Genomic DNA, 16,590 nt, shown 5'->3' on the forward strand with positions numbered 1-16,590 from the left:
CTTAGGGTTTTTCAAGTGACTTTAATAATTTTTGCTTAATCCCAGCTTAACTTTTTTTTAACCATAAGACATAGATAATAAAAAAGTAAAAAAAGTGACGATATTCAAGAATAAATACTGTCTTTTAGCAATAGAACTGATTATGCTCAACAAAAGTTTCATTTTGTCGTTGTTGGCTGTATTTGCTGTGGCTCCTGCTGCCAACGCAGAGGTTAAATTAATTGCAATTGGCAGCCTAGATGGTAAGATTAGCGATCGCTCCCAGGAAACATCTGCTCCCCTGGAAAACGGCGTTCCGGGAAACCTCTTGGGTGGTATCGGATCGGGACTTGCCTACGCTGGCGATAACACGTTTATCGCTATCCCAGACCGAGGTCCAAATGCCGTGTCATATAACAGCGCTGTGAGTGACACAGCATCCTATATCAACCGCTTCCAAACTATCAAACTGGAACTCAAGCCAAACTCGCGTGGTTCACTGTTGCCCTTCAGCCTTAACCCTTGCTTAATTGATACGACTCTGCTATTCAGTAAAGAGCCTCTTTACTACGGTACTGGTGAGGGATTGGATCTACCTAGCGGTGTCCTAGCCCTAAATAAGAAGAATCAAAACTATTTCACTGGACGCTCAGACAACTTCATCTCCACCCAAGTCTCAACTTATCCTAACGATGCCCGTTTCGATCCTGAAGGCGTGCGTGTATCCAATAATGGAAAAGATATCTTTATCTCTGATGAATACGGCCCCTATATATACCAATTTAACCGCCGTACAGGTAAGCGGATCAGAGCTTTCACTCTCCCTAGCAAGTTTGCAGTCAGCAACTTAAGTCCCGTTAGTGATACAGAGATCAGTGGTAACACCTCCGGTAGAGTTGCGAACAAAGGCATGGAAGGACTGGCAATTACTCCCGACGGTAAAACCCTGTTTGGGATTTTGCAAAGTCCCCTGCTCCAGGACGGTGGGACTAATGGCGCCTACACCAGAATCGTCAAGATTGACATCGAAACAGGTGCTACCCAAGAATACGCCTATCAGCTAGATAATATTGGTACGGCTGCTAAACCCAAGTATCCCACAGTCAGCGAGATTTTAGCCATTAGCGATCGCCAATTCCTAGTAGATGAACGCGATGGCAAAGGCTTGGGCGATGGCTCCAAAGCTGTTTTCAAGAAGATTTACCGTATCGATCTGACCAATGCTCCAGAAGTCAGCAATATCACTGGAGAAAGCAACCTTGCCAGCAAGGCAATCAGCAAAACCCTGTTCCTTGATGTGGTGGCTGCGCTAACTCAAAACGGCATCAAAGAAGAGGACATTCCTGCCAAGCTTGAAGGTTTAGCCTTTGGAGAAGATGTGTTTATCAATCGGGTGAAAAAGCATACCTTATTCATCGCCAACGACAACGACTTTCTTGGTACTTTAGCACCAGATACCAACCATCCGACGAGTGTTGACAACCCAAATAAGTTTTTTGTCTTCGCCGTTGACAGTACCGATCTGCCGGGTTTTGTGCCGCAGAAGTTCAGAGGTCAAGACGAGGATATCAGAGGTGAGGATTGATGTTCGGTTTAGTTGATACTTAACCCTCTTCTGTCACTCTCGGAAAACAATAATCTCAGCCTGATTCTGAGAGTTTTATTTCATCAAGGTTTGAGGCTTTATTTTCTAACAGAAAATAAAGCCTCAAACCTTTTGGACGATTGGATTCTCCCAGTCTCACAAAAGAGGGTTAATCATTAGAAGCTGTTAGAGTAGGCAAAATGCCCACTCTATATACTTACTAATTTGACTTGTTTGCTAGTTTATTTAAGTAAGTCACGCATTCATTTTGGTGTATGTTGAGCCGAAAGCTTGGGATGTCTACAACGGGCTAGGCCTAATAATTCTGCTGATTCAGCAAAAATCTTTCAAGGGTTTACTGGTGACTCTGTTGGTTAGTAGATAAGGCTGAACCATTGAGCAAACTATCACTACTCTATTAAATGCACAAGTCTAGCCTCAATCCCCAGATATAAATTATGAAATATTTAATGAGACATAGATTAGAATGAATGCATAAATAGTTTTAATCAGGAACTTGCTTATAAAATTGGGCGCAAGTAAGAAACCAAAATAAGCAAGGGAATTTATAATTAGCTCTAAAACCTTATAAATAAAGTTTTGAGACAGCCAGTAATGCGTGGCTTTCTGACGTGATATTGGCTCAAGTAGCTGTACACGTTAGTAGTATGTATGGACAGAAAATAGTGTAACAATATTGGTCAGCTTGATTATCTGCGTGCTAGTCAACAATTATAAGACTATCTATTCCTAAAGAGGTTACAGGTGTCAAGCAAAAAAATAGGTTTTTGGTCTGTGTGGGCATTGGGTGTAGGAGGTATTGTCGGTGGACTTTTTCCAGCGCTGGGAGTTGCAATTCAAATAGCTAATACAGGCGCACCACTGGCATTTGTTATCGCTGGGACAATAGCCTTGATAACTACTTATGCTTATGCCAAACTTTCGGTAGCTCATCCATGTCGAGGCGGGACAGTAACTTTCTTAAACCAGGCTTTTGGTCTAGGGCTGTTTAGTGGGACACTGAATCTTCTATTATGGTTTAGCTATGTAATTATGCTTTCCTTTTACTTACAGGCATTTGGTAGTTATGGAGTTAACCTTTTTACAGAATCTACTCAACCTATTTGGAAGCATTTACTGATTAGCTTGGCAATTTTAGGGACGACTGGACTAAATCTACTAACTGCCAATCATATTGGGAAATCTCAAATCTGGATTGTCAGCTTCAAACTGGGAATTTTGATACTCTTCATTACTATGGGTAGCGGTCATATCGATATTTCTCGTCTACAACCAGTCTCAGTGTCATCGTTACAGTCAATTTTCTCAGGAGCAATGGCGATCTTCTTATCTTATGAAGGCTTTGAGCTAATCGCCAATACAGCAGAGGATCTTGTCAATCCCAAGTACACTTTGCCACGAGTTTATTACTCTGTAATTGGGTTCGTTATTTTGGTTTACGTTTTAATAGGACTCGTCACCTTGGGAGCAGAACCAATAGAACAAATTTTGGCAGCAAAAGACTATACTTTAGCTGAAGTTGCTAAACCAATTATGGGGCAATTTGGATCTGTTCTAATTACTATTGCTGCTCTGTTATCAACTATCTCAGCTAGTAATGCAACACTCTACGGTTCAGCTCGTTTTAGCTCTATTATTGCTATATCTAGGGGGTTTGACTCTGGCAGTCAAATAAATGGCTATAACCAATCTTCAATTGGCTTATTTATTACTAGTGGTATTACTCTGATAATTGCCAATTTATTTGACATAAATCGGATCTCAACGATGGGTAGTGCTGGATTTCTGCTGATATTTGCTGCGGTTAATTTAGCTAATGCTCGTATGCATCGTTATACGAAAAGTAAGCAGTGGATTTCACTTTTAGGTGCTGGAATATGTTTGGTGGCACTAGGAATGTTAATTTGGTTTGCTTTGCAAACAGATCCCCAAACTGTCTGGGTTTTAATATTCATGGTAGGAATAGCCATAGGTATCGAAGTAATCTACTACCTGTCAAACAACCGACAGATGCACCTTTGAAAACGCTTTAAACAATGAAAGATTATGGGCGTATACCCTCTAGACCAAAATACATCGCTTTATATTGAAATAATCTGGATTTCCGTTACTCGGTGCATTGGTTTAGTTGGCTTTTCAGTGGCGATCGGTTGATCGGCTTTTAGTCAATTTATTTAATAATTCAATAACTTTATCCCTCTTCTGCCACTCTCCGAAAACATTTGCCATTTCTGAATTCTAGAGCTTTTGTATAGCAAGCGATGTCTACGACGGGCTATTCGGCGTCGCGCGATTCTTTTCTAATAACAAATACAAGACCCATTTTTTTCTAATAGTATAGCTTGTATTGGCTGCCTCATCAGGCTTCTAGCGATTGCCCTCGCGGAGAGTGGCAGAAGAGGGATATAGGGGTTATATTATATAGATTAGCATCAAAACACTTCATTGTTTGAGATTTTTTAACCCTTCATAGTAAGAGCAAATAATAGCTACGTTATTAAGTCCAGTAGTTTTCATAAAAATTATGAATTATGAATTATCTATTCTTGTAAAATCGTTTTTGATGCAATTCTAGTCTTCTTTAGGTCTGCTTCGGAAAGTTCTTCGCCAGCTTGTAGGCGAGTGTCAGAAGTTTGTAACACTGTGGCTGCACCTTTATCTCCGATTTGTAGGGCAGTTTTGGCGGCTGTTTGCAACATGGTTGCGGCACCAGTGCGATCGCCTTGTTGCAATTTCACCTCAGCTAATTGGGTTTGGCGATACTTTGCTTTACTTGAGTTCGGGAATTATCTGAATCAGTCGAGTCTGAAAGGCTTTGTCGTAGGTGATGATAGGTAAACTTTCGAGTTCAGCCTGAGCCATGATCATGCGATCAAAGGGATCTCGGTGGGCGATCGGTAGGCTTCCTGCTCTGAGGGCATGGGCTGTGGCGATCGCAAGTTCGATAAATTTAGCCTGATGCAATATCTGTGAATATTGCTCAACAAGTTGTTTGGCTTCGGGTAGTTTACCCATACGGTATTTAGTGGCAATTTCCCAAGCAGAAGCACTGCTGACAATAATCCGATGATCTGGGTTGCGAATGATGTCTCGACAGTCAGTGTGGAGTTTTGGATCGTCAAAAAGCCACCATAGCAGGATATGGGTGTCAATGAGGTAGCTCATTCCCATTCCTGGAGTTCCTCTTCTGGTAGTGGTTCAAAGAAAGCATCGCCGAGTTGTCCTTTCAATAAACCAGGGGTGCGGGGTTCGACTTCGCTCACCGCAAGGGGTTGTATATTTTCTTGACTTAAACCTAGCCGAAAGTAGTGAATTAGGTCATAAAGTTCTGCTAGTTTGTCTTCAGGGATGTCTTGCAATTCTTGGACAATCTTCCGGATTAGCATAAGTCAAACTCTTCGGTGGTTGTTAATCAATAAGTTAGGAATATGTGACTACTCTGTTGCTCAATTGAGGAATAAAATATTTTTTCTCGCTTTGCGCTAAGGCGCGAAACTTTCATACCGTTAATTAGCAATGTTGAATTTTTACTATTCCTGTAAAATCGTTTTTGATGCAATTCTAGTCTTCTTTAGGTCTGCTTCGGAAAGTTCTTCGCCAGCTTGTAGGCGAGTGGCAGAAGTTTGTAACACTGTGGCTGCACCTTTATCTCCGATTTGTAGGGCAGTTTTGGCGGCTGTTTGTAGCATCGTGGCTGCACCAGTGCGATCGCCTTGTTGCAATTTCACCTCGGCTAACTGGGTTTGGCGGTACTTTGCTAATGTTAAAACAGATTGCTGCACCTGAGAATTAGACGTTGGTTGATACGCTCCCACCACATCTGCATACACCGCCAACATAGGCGAAAGTAAGCCTTGCTGGTTAACCAAAGGGTCATCATAGCGGATTTGCAAATGGCCAATTACCTGTTTGCCTTCTGGTAACTGTCCCAGATAAATATTAGCCAAAACTACCCGTTCTAAATCCTGCATCAAATCTCCCAAACGCACAGCAAAGCTACCATCCGCTTCTGGTTGCACTGGTAACTCGATTGTGTCTGGGGCAACTTGAGCAATGGGTTTAAATTCTGCTAGTCGGACATTGGGCACTAAATACAACAACAAGTAGGCATTAGTTAACCCAACAGATTGAATCCGCCCAAACAGGCGGCTAAACTGCTCCACAGCTTCTTCAGGATGCTCAATATGAGCTAAACTACCACCACCAACATCGGCAATTTTTTCTAGCAAATCCTGATTCCAGCTATTGCCAAATCCAAAAGTGTTGATAGTTAGGTTCAGCTTGGCAGCTTTTTGGGCGAGTTCCAAACAACGCTTATTGTCATTCGGGCCAATATCCCACTTCCAAATCCGCAAACCGCTTTCACCATGCCCATCTGTCAGCAGAAACGCCTGGGAAACAGCGCCTCTTGTGCCCTTCATCAGTTCTGTAATTCCCAGTTCCAAACCCTCAGCGATGACAGTGCCGCCGCTAGCGCTGAGTTTGCTTTTGATTTGAGATTTGATGCTTTTGGGGTCTTCGATCGCCTGGTTAGGGATAATCACTTCCGCAGAACCGGCAAAAGCCACAACTGAGATGCGATCGCCAATTTTCAACCGTTCGATTAATCCTTCCACTGCTTGAATCACCGTTTTAATTGGTCGTCCATGCATGGAACCACTTTTATCTAAAATCAAGCAGAGGTTAAGGGGCAGATTTTGGTCAAATTCACCAGCGATCGCCGAAATTGTCATTGCCAATTGACGTTGGCTACTGGTTTGAGCCACATCAACATTATTGTCATTTAGCGCCGATAGTAATTTAACTTTCATTGAGGAGGGGTATCTTGCAAAACTGTTTTCGAGACAATTCTGGTTTTCTTGCGATCGCTTTCAGATAAGTCTTCTCCAGCTTGCAGCTGGGTGGCAGAAGTTTGCAACACCGTCGCGGCACTAGTATCTCCCATTTGCAGGGCGGTTTTGGCAGCCGTTTGTAACATCGTCGCCGCACCAGAACGATCGCCCTGTTGCAATTTCGTCTCGGCTAACTGGGTTTGGCGATACTTGGCTAATGCCAAAATAGATTGTTGCACCTGAGGATTGAGATCTGGTTGGTAATTTCCCGCGACATTCGCATAAACTGCGATATTTGGGGTCAATAAACCGATTTCGTTGGCGGCTGGATCGTCGTAGCGAACTTGGACATTAGCGATCGCTTGTTTCCCTGAAGGTAATTGTCCCAAATAAATATTAGCTAAAATTACCCGTTCTGCATCTTTCATTAAATCTCCCAAGCGCACAGAAAACCGTCCGTCAGCTTCTTGTTGCAAGGGTAACTCAATGGTATCCGGAGAAACTTGGGCAATTGGTTTGAGTTCCGCTAGCCGGACATTAGGCATGAGGGAAAATAGCAGATAAGCGTTAGTCAAAGCTACTGCTTGAACCCGACTAAACAGGCGACCAAATTCATCCACCGCCTGTTCGGGTTTTTGAATATAAGACAAAGTACCCAAACCAGCATCAGCAATTTTTTCTAAAACATCTTGGTTCCAATTATCACCAAATCCCAAGGTGTTCAAAGTTAAATTATAGCTGGCAGCCAATTGGGCAAATTTCAAACAGCGATTATTATCACCATGTTCATTTTCGCCATCGGTTAATAAAAAGGCTTGGGAAACAGTATCTTTTTTGCCCTTCGCCAACTCCTCAATGCCCAAACGCAATCCTTCATCAATTGAAGTTCCACCATCGGCAGCGAGGCGATTAATTTGTTGTTTAATTTTTTCTGGATCTTCGATACTTTGACTAGGTATTAAAACTTTAGCACGGTGATCGAAAACTACAACACTGAGGCGATCGCCAGGTTTAAGTCTATCCACCAAACGATTCGCCGCTTTTTTCACCGTTTCTAGCGGTCGTCCGCTCATGGAACCACTATGATCGAGAATTAAGCATAGATTGAGTGGCACATTGCGATCTTGAGTTTCGGCGATCGCAGAAATCGAAATTCCTAACTGACGTTGACTATTCAGTTGATGAGCGTCCAAATTACCATCATTCAAGACAGGCTGCAAACTAACCTTCATAACTCAAAGTCCCTATTCAGGATATACAGATTTATAAATAACTTCAAAGCACTACCTTAGCGCTACGGAAAACTTACCTAACATAAATACACTAATATAATCAGAATATCTTAGAAGCCAAACATTGGCAGAGGTTAAGCTAACTTAAGCATTAGGGAGAAATCCGCACCTTGAGTCCAGCTTGCATCGCGCTAGGATGTATTACAGTTAACGGCATAGTTTCAGGCGATCAGTTGCTATGGACATTTCCCCAATTAAGGCTGTTCAAGCCCCATATTACGGCGATAACTTTTACCGGACACCACCGCCAGATTTACCTTCCCTCTTATTGAAGGAGCGAATAGTCTATATTGGGATGCCACTGGTGCCTGCTGTCACGGAATTAATCGTGGCTGAGTTGCTGTTTTTGCAATCCGATGACCCAGAAAAGCCCATTAAAATCTATATCAACTCCACCGGTACATCTGGTTACAGTGGCGAACCCATTGGCTTTGAAACCGAAGCCTTCGCTATCTACGACACGATGAAATATATCAAGCCTCCTATCCACACCATCTGCGTCGGTTCTGCGATGGGTATGGCAGCCATGCTTCTCAGTGCTGGTACAAAAGGTTGCCGCGCTAGTTTGCCTCACTCTTCGATTATCCTGCATCAGCCCAAGAGCTACGCCCAAGGTCAAGCAACGGATATTCAAATTCGGGCAAGGGAAGTTTTGGTAAATAAAGGGGCGTTGGTTGATATTTTAAATCGCACCACCGGACAGCCTCCAGAAAAAATTATCAAAGACATGGATCGGCTGTTATATCTAACACCTTACGAAGCGAAGGAATACGGTCTCATTGACCGAGTTTTTGAAAAAGAAGAACTCGCCAATCCCCCACTCCCAGCCAGTGTTCTTTAGTGAGTGCTGTTAGCGCTAGCGGGGCGTTTAGCCCGTGCTGAGTGCTGAGTAGAGACGCGATTAATCGCGTCTGTATAGGAGTTATGAGTTATTCCTGACTCTGCGATCGTCCCCAAATTATTAAAAACGGAGCAAATTTATGCCTATAGGCGTTCCTAAAGTTCCTTACCGGATGCCCGGAGGACAATATACAGATTGGATTAGCATTTACGATCGCCTTTATCGGGAACGAATTATTTTCTTGGGGCGAGATATTGATGATGAAATTGCCAATCAAATTATCGCTGTAATGCTCTATCTGGACTCAGACGATCCAGGTAAAGATATTTATTTATACATCAATTCCCCCGGTGGAATGGTCACCTCTGGCATGGCTATTTTTGACACCATGCAACATATTAAATCAGATGTCGTGACTATTTGCGTCGGTTTAGCTGCTTCAATGGGGTCTTTCCTCCTAGCAGCTGGCACCAAAGGCAAACGCCTAGCATTGCCACACTCACGGATTATGATTCACCAGCCTTCAGGCGGTACCCGTGGGCAAGCAACCGATATCGAAATTGAAGCTAGAGAGATTCTGCGGATTCGTCACCAGCTCAATGGCATTTATGCCGATAAAACAGGTCAGACCATAGCAAAAATTGAAAAAGATATGGATCGTGACTTTTTCATGTCTGCTGAAGAAGCGAAAGAATACGGTTTAATTGACCGTGTGATTGAAGAAAGAACCTCGGTGGTAACTGGGGAATAGGGAGGCAGAGGGGCAAAGGGGCACAGGGGCAAAGGAGAAAAATTAATTAATAACCTATGCCCATGCCCAATGCCCTTCCCTGAAACAAACTGTCAACATTGAACTTTAAAATAGCAAATTAGCCCTTATGATTAATATCTCAGGCTGATAGCTGATAGCTGATTGCCTATAGCTTGATATTTGATAGCTCGTAGCTCAAGATGGATGTTGGAGATTGCTACCGTTTATTGGGTTTAAGGTCGGGAGCTTCTTTTGCTGATATAAAAGCGTCTTACCGACGACTGGCGCAGCAATATCATCCCGATATCAACCCAGATGACAACAAAGCCAAAGATAAGTTTATTGCGTTGACAGAGGCTTACAAACTCCTACTGACAGTAGTTTTGCCAGAGGAAATAGCCGCAGATTCACCTCAGGTTGCAACATCTGGGCGCGATCGCGCCAAAGCAACGCATAGGGAAAAAACACCAACGACGGTAACAACCCAACAACCAGCGACACCAAAGCCGCCAAATCTGTTGGAAATAGAACAGCGGCTAAAGTGGAAGACTTATGAGCAATTGCAGCGATTTTTGCAAGAAAGACGATTTCCCCAAGCGATCGCCCTAGCAGAAGCTTTAGCAGATCGTTTATCAGGGGATGCAGAAGTCCGCCAATGGCTAGCAGTTGCCTATCAAATTTCGGGGCGGGCACTAATTTCTGAAAACCAACTCCTCAAAGCCAGAATTTATCTCAAAAAAGCTCTAAAAACAGACCCTCATAATAAAAGTCTTTGGCACGAAGTCCAGCGCGATTTTCAGCGTTTAGAACAAATTTTTTAAAAAGTATAACTAAGTAGGTGAGAATAAATCAAACTATATTAAGTAATGTAAAAAATCTTGAAATTATTTTGTAGTGAGGGCTTCAGCCCTCACTACAAACCTTTAATTATTTACGCCGACTTACTTACAGAATTCACAATCAAATACCGATAAATCTCGTTTCCTAGCAGAAGCGGGAAACGAGGTAAAAATCTTATTTAATTACGAATTATCCGCTCATCACTCCCATTGGCGCAACACTTCTCCAAGAGTAGCGATTCCCTCAACAATTTTCTGAGTAGGTTGAAAGCTAAAAGCTAACCTAATGGCATCATCTCCCTGACCGTTACCGTAGCAACCAGTTCCTGGGAGAAAGGTGACGCCGTGTTCTGCCGAAGCAGTTAGGAGTGCTTTGGCACTGATATCTGGCGGCAATTTACACCAAACAAAGAAACCGCCATCGGGACGTAAAGCAACTACATCGCTGGGAAACTCTTGAGCGATTGCCTCTAATAACAAATTACACTTATGGTTGTAACAGGCGATTAGCTCCTGAATGTGATGAGCTAGTTTGCCTGTGGCACAGTAGCGGCCAAGTACATAACTAATAAAAGGCCTTACAGGCTCTTCGCTTTTGAACATTGCTAAGCGCTTAATAATTGCTTGATGGCCACAAGCCCAGCCTAACCTCACGCTAGGGGCAATAATTTTCGAGAAGGTACTCACATATAATACCCATCCTTCTCGGTCTAGGGATGCCAGGGAGGGCACAGTTTCCCCTTGGAAGCGCAAATCGCCGTAGGCATCGTCTTCCACCACTACTACGCCATACTCAGCCGCTAGTGCTACTAACTTTTTACGGCGAAATAAGGGCATAGTAGTGCCTGTGGGATTGTGAAAAGTGGGGATGGTGTAAATAAACCTGGGTCGAATGCCCTTTTTCTTTAGATCGCTCAAAGTTTCTTCTAGAGCATCCACATCCATTCCCAATTCATCCACAGGAATGGTAATCAGGCGTGCGCCACTATGGACAAATCTAGCAACTACTCCCAAGAAGGTTGGACCTTCCACAATCACCACATCACCAGGTTCGATAAATACATCTGGTAGTAAGCTGAGAATCTGACTAGAACCGTAGCCAATGACAACGCGATCGCGATCGGCTGGGATTCCCTGAGCTTGCAAGCGGAGGATAATCTGCTCATACAGTTGATCTGAAGGTGGACCGTAGTTGAGGCCGATGGGAGCTTCTTCAAACAGTATCGCAGCACTTGCAGCCGCTAAGTCAGCATGGGGAAAGAGAATTGGGTCTGCTAGACCGTAGGTAAAACTGACAGAGAGTATTTTGCTTAACTCTGTGCCATAGGTTGGTGGTGCGAGTTTTCTAGCTCGTTCGGCAAACAAATCAGCAATTTGATAAGCATGAGTGGTAGAAGCCATAAGCAATTGAAAATTGGAATAAAGAACACACAAGAAGGGAATTAGCTAAAAGTCAGATCGAAGGCTTCCTCGGATCTGTTAGCGAGTAACCGATCGTCATTTCAAGAGAGTAGGGCTATTAAACTTTCACTAGTCGCCCAAAATTGATGGTAGATTCTCATTCGTGACGGATGTATTCTTTCTTATAACATCATCACAAGCATCGTGAATATTCACTGATAGAAGGGAATTACTATAGTGAAATTAATTAACTACAAGTGGCGGCAACTAATTCTGAGCTTAAGCTGTTTGCTACTGATTATTGGCTGTACTAATTTATATCCCACTAGCAACCAAGATATTAAACTTCTCAAGGTGGCCACAGACCCTACTTTTATTCCTTTTGAAATCCAAACGGCTAGCGGTAAGTTGGAAGGTTTTGATATTGATTTGATGAATGCGTTGGCTAAAGTCGTGGGGTTTGCAATTCAGTTTGAAAGTCTGCCCTTTGATGGTATGATATCAACTCTAGAAGCCAAAAGAGTTGATGCAGCAATTAGCGGGATTACGATTACCGCCGAAAGACTCAAAACAATTGCTTTTTCACGACCTTATTTTAAAGCCGGACTAGCGATCGCTGTACGGGAAAACAACCACAATATTAAAAACTTCAATACTCTTCAGGGCAAAAAAATTGCCGTACAAATTGGTTCCACTGGTGCAGATTTTGCTAAAACCATCCCCAACGCCAAAATTAGTACTTTTAATTCTGGGCCAGAATTTTTCCAAGACTTACTCAATGGCAATGTTGATGCTGTAGTTAGTGATGCTTTCGCTACTTTGTATGCAATTAAAAACGGGAAACTCAAAGGCATCAAAGTTGTTGCCGATTTACTCACCCAAGAATACTACGGAATTGCCACACCTAAAGATTCCCCCCATTTAAAGAAAATTAACAAAGCCATAGCCAGTATGTTATCCAATGGCACTTACAAGCAAATTTATCAAAAATGGTTTAACGCCGAACCTCCGCAATTACCAGAATCTTAGGTATTGGTCATTTGGCATTGGGAATGGGGAGACAAGGAGGAATTATTGAACAAGTCTCTCCCTTGTTTTCCCCCTCTTCCTTGTCTACCTTGTCTCTTATCCATGCCCCATACCCATTTCTAATGAATTAACTGCCAATATCTGAAATATTTATCTAATATGCGTCAGAATTAATACTGCCACCAAAATTTACTGTTAAAACTACAATCTATTGTAAGTCTACTGTAGTCAGGGGCAGCCAATTGTGGCACCTTGGATCTTAGTGGCTAGAACCACCTTAGAACAGGAATTAAGGAACTTCCACTATGCTGATTTGCCCTCAGTGTAAATTTGAAAACCCTAATACCAACAAATTCTGTCAAAAATGTGGCACGTCCCTGACTCACAAAGTCTGTCCTGAATGCAGTACTGATGTTCCTGTGAATGCACTACGTTGTCACAACTGTGGAACAGAATGCGGAACGGTATTTTGGGCAATTATTGCCAAAGAAGCGACTGGAGATGAGGGAGTAGGGAGAGATGAGGGAGTGGGGGAAGTAACTTCTCCCTCATCCCCCTCATTTCCTCTACCCCCTAGTTCTGAAATTACATTTTTAGATCCTCAGCAACGCTATCAATTGTTAGACATGTTACCTAGTCTAAACAATATTACTGAGGTAGAAGCAAGAGTTCTCGATTGCCAGACGTATCAAATATCACCGATTGAGGCAATATTAGGAAATCAGCAATCGGATATGGCAACTCCATCAGTGAAAGCAAATCCAATTCCTAGCCTTGCTAAGCTTTATATTGCCTTACAATACCAAGGTCAGCCAGGGATACCGCCGATTCACGATGCATGGCAGCAGGGTGATATGCAGGTAGTACTAATCGAAGACCGCTCGAATTGGCAACTTTTACTCGATTTGTGGCAAGAAGAGACAACGAGTTCGTTAAAAATTTTACACTGGTGTTATGAAATGACCCAACTTTGGGCGGTACTAGAACCAGTAAATTGTCGTCAAAGTCTCTTGGAGTTGTCGAATTTGCGATTAGACGAAGACCAAACGCTGGCTCTACAAAGATTGTATGTGGAATCAATCACCTGTGAGCCGCTGACTAACTCAGGTGAAGATGCCCAAGCCGGAACATCTCTGATTTCCGAGGAACCTTTAACTATCCAAGCTTTGGGACGGGTTTGGCAATCGCTATTTAGACAGTCTCAACGCACTCAATTTGGCTCTGTAGTCCACATGTTAGGGGATTTAGAGACTGGTAAAATTGAGACGATCGCACAGTTGCGATCGCGTTTGAATGAAATCTCCATTGAGCTGGAAGCACTAACAAGCGAAACTTTGCCCGCAATAAACGAGAAAGATACTGTGGTGCCTACTATTGTGCAATCAGATGAACCAGAAGAGATCATTAGTAAAACTGATGATATGCCAACTGTTGTCCTGGCAATGCAATTAAGTAGCTTGGAAGATGCAGGACGCACAGATCTAGGGCGTCAACGTCATCATAACGAAGATTACTTTGGTATTGAAACCAAAATTCACAAGCTCGAGTTGCCCAAAACTCGAATCCTCCAAGGGCATGGTTTGTATATCCTGTGTGATGGTATGGGTGGACACGCTGGCGGCGAGGTAGCCAGTGAGTTAGCAGTCAATACCCTAAGGCAATATTTTCAAGAACACTGGATTGCCAATGAACTGCCAACAGAAGATAGCATTCGTGAGGCAGTCTATTTAGCTAACGAGGCGATTTACAAGCTCAATCAACAAGATGCTCGTTCTGGAGTTGGGCGCATGGGTACAACTCTAGTAATGCTTCTAATTCAAGACACTCAAGCAGCAGTCGCTCATGTGGGAGATAGTCGTCTCTATCGCGTGACGCGCAAGCAGGGACTAAAACAAGTCACAGTAGATCATGAAGTCGGGCAACGGGAAATTACCAGGGGAGTGGAAGCAAATATAGCTTACGCCCGCCCGGATGCCTACCAACTCACCCAAGCTTTGGGACCTCGTGACGAAAACTCGATTAATCCTGATGTGGGCTTTTTCGAGATCAATGAAGATACCCTTCTGGTATTAGCATCAGACGGTTTATCTGATAATGATTTACTAGAAACTCATTGGCAGACTCACTTAGAACCGTTACTCAGTTCTGGGGCTAACTTAGAACGTGGCGTTACAAACTTAATTGATTTGGCAAACCAACACAATGGTCACGACAACATTACTGCTATACTAATTCGGGCAAAAGTGCGCCCAAATCTCGAGAGTTAAAGAAGGGACTGGGGACTGGGGACTAGGGACTGGGAACTAGGATAAAATTCTTTATACCCAATCCCCAATCCCCAATCCCCAATCCGCAATCCGCAATCCGCAATCCCAGTCCCCTTACCTTATAGGTTGTATTGTGGTTACTCTGACCCTGTTAGAACCGCAACAGAAAACGCCCGTCCATCAGTGGTGCTTTGAAAACTCTCCCATAATTCGGATTGGTCGAGCAGCTGACAATCACATTGTTTTAACTGATAGTTTGGTTTCTCGGTATCATCTAGAACTAAGACAAGCCAGTGCTGCCAGCCATGCCGATGCTTGGCAACTCATTAGTCATGGTACTAATGGAACTTTCCTCAATGGTGTCCTGGTGATGCAAAGCTCCATACCAGATAATTCCCTTTTGCAACTGGCACAGGGAGGTCCAATACTACAATTTCAAATCCAGGAGGTAAGAACACCAGAGGTTTCGTTGCCTTGGCAAGAGGTGCAAGGAATGCAGGAAAATGCCGCTCCAACAGTCTCTTCAGCAAAAAACCCTGGAATTTTTTCTTCCACTTGCACCCACGAAGGTAACTCCCCAAACAATCTGTTTTGCATCCACTGCGGTCAACCCCTGTCAGTGCAACAGACGATTCGTCATTATCAGGTATTGCGAACTCTTGGACAAGGAGGTATGGGTACTACCTATCTTGCTTGGGATGCAGCAGGTTTGATTGCGGGTATGCCACAACTGCTAGTGTTGAAGCAAATGAATGCTGATATGGTGAGAATTGCCAAAGCTCAAGAGTTATTTGAGCGGGAAGCGTATACTCTCAAATCTCTTAAGCATCCTGGAATTCCCAAGTATTACGACTTCTTTGTGGAGGGGGGAAAAAAATATTTGGCAATGGAACTAATTCACGGACAAGACTTAGAAAAACGTATTTTTACCACTGGACCAGTAACCCCAAGCCAAGCGATCGCTTGGATGATCCAAACCTGCGATATCTTAGATTATCTTCATAATCAAGAACCTCCACTTATCCACCGCGATATTAAACCCGCTAACCTGATGGTGCGAAGTTTTCAAAATCGCATAGTCGTGCTGGATTTTGGTGCAGTTAAAGAAATCGGCACAGCGCCCGGTACTCGTATTGGGGCAGAAGGTTACTGCGCTCCCGAACAAGAACGAGGACAACCTTTGACCCAATCTGATTTATATGCCATTGGACCAACGCTGATTTTTCTGCTTACTGGTGAAAACCCCTTTAAGTATTACCACCAAAGGGGGCGACACTTCAGGTTTGATGTGGGAAAAGTTCCCACCATTAATCCCCAATTAAGAGATTTAATCGACCGCGTTACCGAACCATTGCCACGCGATCGCTACCAAACTGCAAATGAATTAGCTATTGCCTTAGGTGCTTGCGAGTAAAAAGACTGGAACTGGAGACAATAAAGAGTTTTCCCAATACCCAATACCCAATTTTTACTCTTCATCCCAAGCTTCTACAGCTAACAATTCGCTAATTGGGTCTTGCATACTGAAGCCAAAGTCTAGCAATTCCTGTTTCCAGTGCTGCCATTCATTGCCGTAGAGCAAAGCGATTTTCCAGATGCTATCGCTTGGCTTGATGATATTGGATTCTATGAGTGATTGCACGTTACGCTGCAATTTCACCATTGGGTGAATTACTTGCTGAGTCATAACCTCGATTGAATTCAGATTTTGTTGGTAAATGCTTAATTAAAACCGCTTTCCATTCTGCAATTG

General features: G+C 43.3%; 14 protein-coding genes and 1 pseudogene. 8 read left to right on the forward strand and 7 right to left on the reverse strand.

The window, feature by feature from the left end:
• Positions 1-142: 142 nt before the first annotated feature.
• Positions 143-1,564, forward strand: coding sequence for an esterase-like activity of phytase family protein (locus tag ACFG4S_RS11710; RefSeq protein ID WP_392534958.1), 1,422 nt, complete (start codon positions 143-145; stop codon positions 1,562-1,564).
• Between the two features lie 765 nt (positions 1,565-2,329).
• Complete coding sequence (locus ACFG4S_RS11715; protein WP_392534959.1) at positions 2,330-3,607, forward strand: APC family permease; 1,278 nt, start codon at positions 2,330-2,332, stop codon at positions 3,605-3,607.
• Positions 3,608-4,125: 518 nt separating this feature from the next.
• Here the strand turns inward: ACFG4S_RS11715 and ACFG4S_RS11720 are convergent.
• The 5 genes and pseudogenes from ACFG4S_RS11720 to ACFG4S_RS11740 all read right to left on the reverse strand — a co-directional run.
• Positions 4,126-4,353, reverse strand: a pseudogene (locus ACFG4S_RS11720) (hypothetical protein); the annotation flags it as partial.
• A gap of 1 nt (position 4,354) precedes the next feature.
• A complete protein-coding gene (locus tag ACFG4S_RS11725) occupies positions 4,355-4,750 on the reverse strand; it encodes a type II toxin-antitoxin system VapC family toxin (RefSeq protein ID WP_392534960.1) in 396 nt (131 codons plus the stop codon).
• Positions 4,747-4,971, reverse strand: a complete 225-nt coding sequence (locus tag ACFG4S_RS11730) for a hypothetical protein (RefSeq protein WP_392534961.1) — start codon at positions 4,969-4,971, stop codon at positions 4,747-4,749. Before ACFG4S_RS11730 ends, ACFG4S_RS11725 begins: the two co-directional genes overlap by 4 nt.
• 144 nt (positions 4,972-5,115) lie before the next feature.
• On the reverse strand, positions 5,116-6,396 hold the full coding sequence (locus tag ACFG4S_RS11735; protein WP_392534962.1) for a VWA domain-containing protein: 1,281 nt from the start codon (positions 6,394-6,396) through the stop codon (positions 5,116-5,118).
• The gene (locus ACFG4S_RS11740; protein ID WP_392534963.1) at positions 6,393-7,649 is read right to left on the reverse strand and encodes a VWA domain-containing protein; all 1,257 of its coding nucleotides are present in this window, start codon (positions 7,647-7,649) and stop codon (positions 6,393-6,395) included. The genes ACFG4S_RS11735 and ACFG4S_RS11740 overlap by 4 nt, the downstream gene beginning before the upstream one ends.
• A gap of 238 nt (positions 7,650-7,887) precedes the next feature.
• Between ACFG4S_RS11740 and ACFG4S_RS11745 the strand changes: the two genes are divergently transcribed.
• The 3 genes from ACFG4S_RS11745 (at position 7,888) to ACFG4S_RS11755 (ending at position 10,122) form a co-directional block, all read left to right on the forward strand.
• Complete coding sequence (locus ACFG4S_RS11745) at positions 7,888-8,550, forward strand: ATP-dependent Clp protease proteolytic subunit (protein WP_392534964.1); 663 nt, start codon at positions 7,888-7,890, stop codon at positions 8,548-8,550.
• A gap of 139 nt (positions 8,551-8,689) precedes the next feature.
• A complete protein-coding gene (locus tag ACFG4S_RS11750; protein WP_334962102.1) occupies positions 8,690-9,301 on the forward strand; it encodes an ATP-dependent Clp protease proteolytic subunit in 612 nt (203 codons plus the stop codon).
• 200 nt (positions 9,302-9,501) lie between these two features.
• The gene (locus tag ACFG4S_RS11755; protein ID WP_392534965.1) at positions 9,502-10,122 is read left to right on the forward strand and encodes a DnaJ domain-containing protein; all 621 of its coding nucleotides are present in this window, start codon (positions 9,502-9,504) and stop codon (positions 10,120-10,122) included.
• 219 nt (positions 10,123-10,341) lie between these two features.
• On the opposite strand, the gene ACFG4S_RS11760 is transcribed toward ACFG4S_RS11755, so the two are convergent.
• Complete coding sequence (locus tag ACFG4S_RS11760; protein WP_392534966.1) at positions 10,342-11,541, reverse strand: PLP-dependent aminotransferase family protein; 1,200 nt, start codon at positions 11,539-11,541, stop codon at positions 10,342-10,344.
• Between the two features lie 237 nt (positions 11,542-11,778).
• Between ACFG4S_RS11760 and ACFG4S_RS11765 the strand changes: the two genes are divergently transcribed.
• From ACFG4S_RS11765 to ACFG4S_RS11775, 3 genes are all read left to right on the forward strand, one after another.
• The gene (locus tag ACFG4S_RS11765; protein WP_392534967.1) at positions 11,779-12,570 is read left to right on the forward strand and encodes a basic amino acid ABC transporter substrate-binding protein; all 792 of its coding nucleotides are present in this window, start codon (positions 11,779-11,781) and stop codon (positions 12,568-12,570) included.
• A gap of 305 nt (positions 12,571-12,875) precedes the next feature.
• Positions 12,876-14,837, forward strand: coding sequence for a serine/threonine phosphatase (locus ACFG4S_RS11770; protein WP_392534968.1), 1,962 nt, complete (start codon positions 12,876-12,878; stop codon positions 14,835-14,837).
• Between the two features lie 133 nt (positions 14,838-14,970).
• Positions 14,971-16,251, forward strand: coding sequence for a protein kinase (locus tag ACFG4S_RS11775; RefSeq protein ID WP_392534969.1), 1,281 nt, complete (start codon positions 14,971-14,973; stop codon positions 16,249-16,251).
• A gap of 54 nt (positions 16,252-16,305) precedes the next feature.
• On the opposite strand, the gene ACFG4S_RS11780 is transcribed toward ACFG4S_RS11775, so the two are convergent.
• Entirely contained in the window at positions 16,306-16,524 is a 219-nt protein-coding gene (locus tag ACFG4S_RS11780; RefSeq protein ID WP_096535973.1) for a DUF4327 family protein, read from the reverse strand.
• Positions 16,525-16,590 lie beyond the last annotated feature (66 nt).

Origin of the sequence: Nostoc sp. C117, from assembly GCF_043099735.1 — a bacterium.
GTDB lineage: Bacteria > Cyanobacteriota > Cyanobacteriia > Cyanobacteriales > Nostocaceae > Nostoc.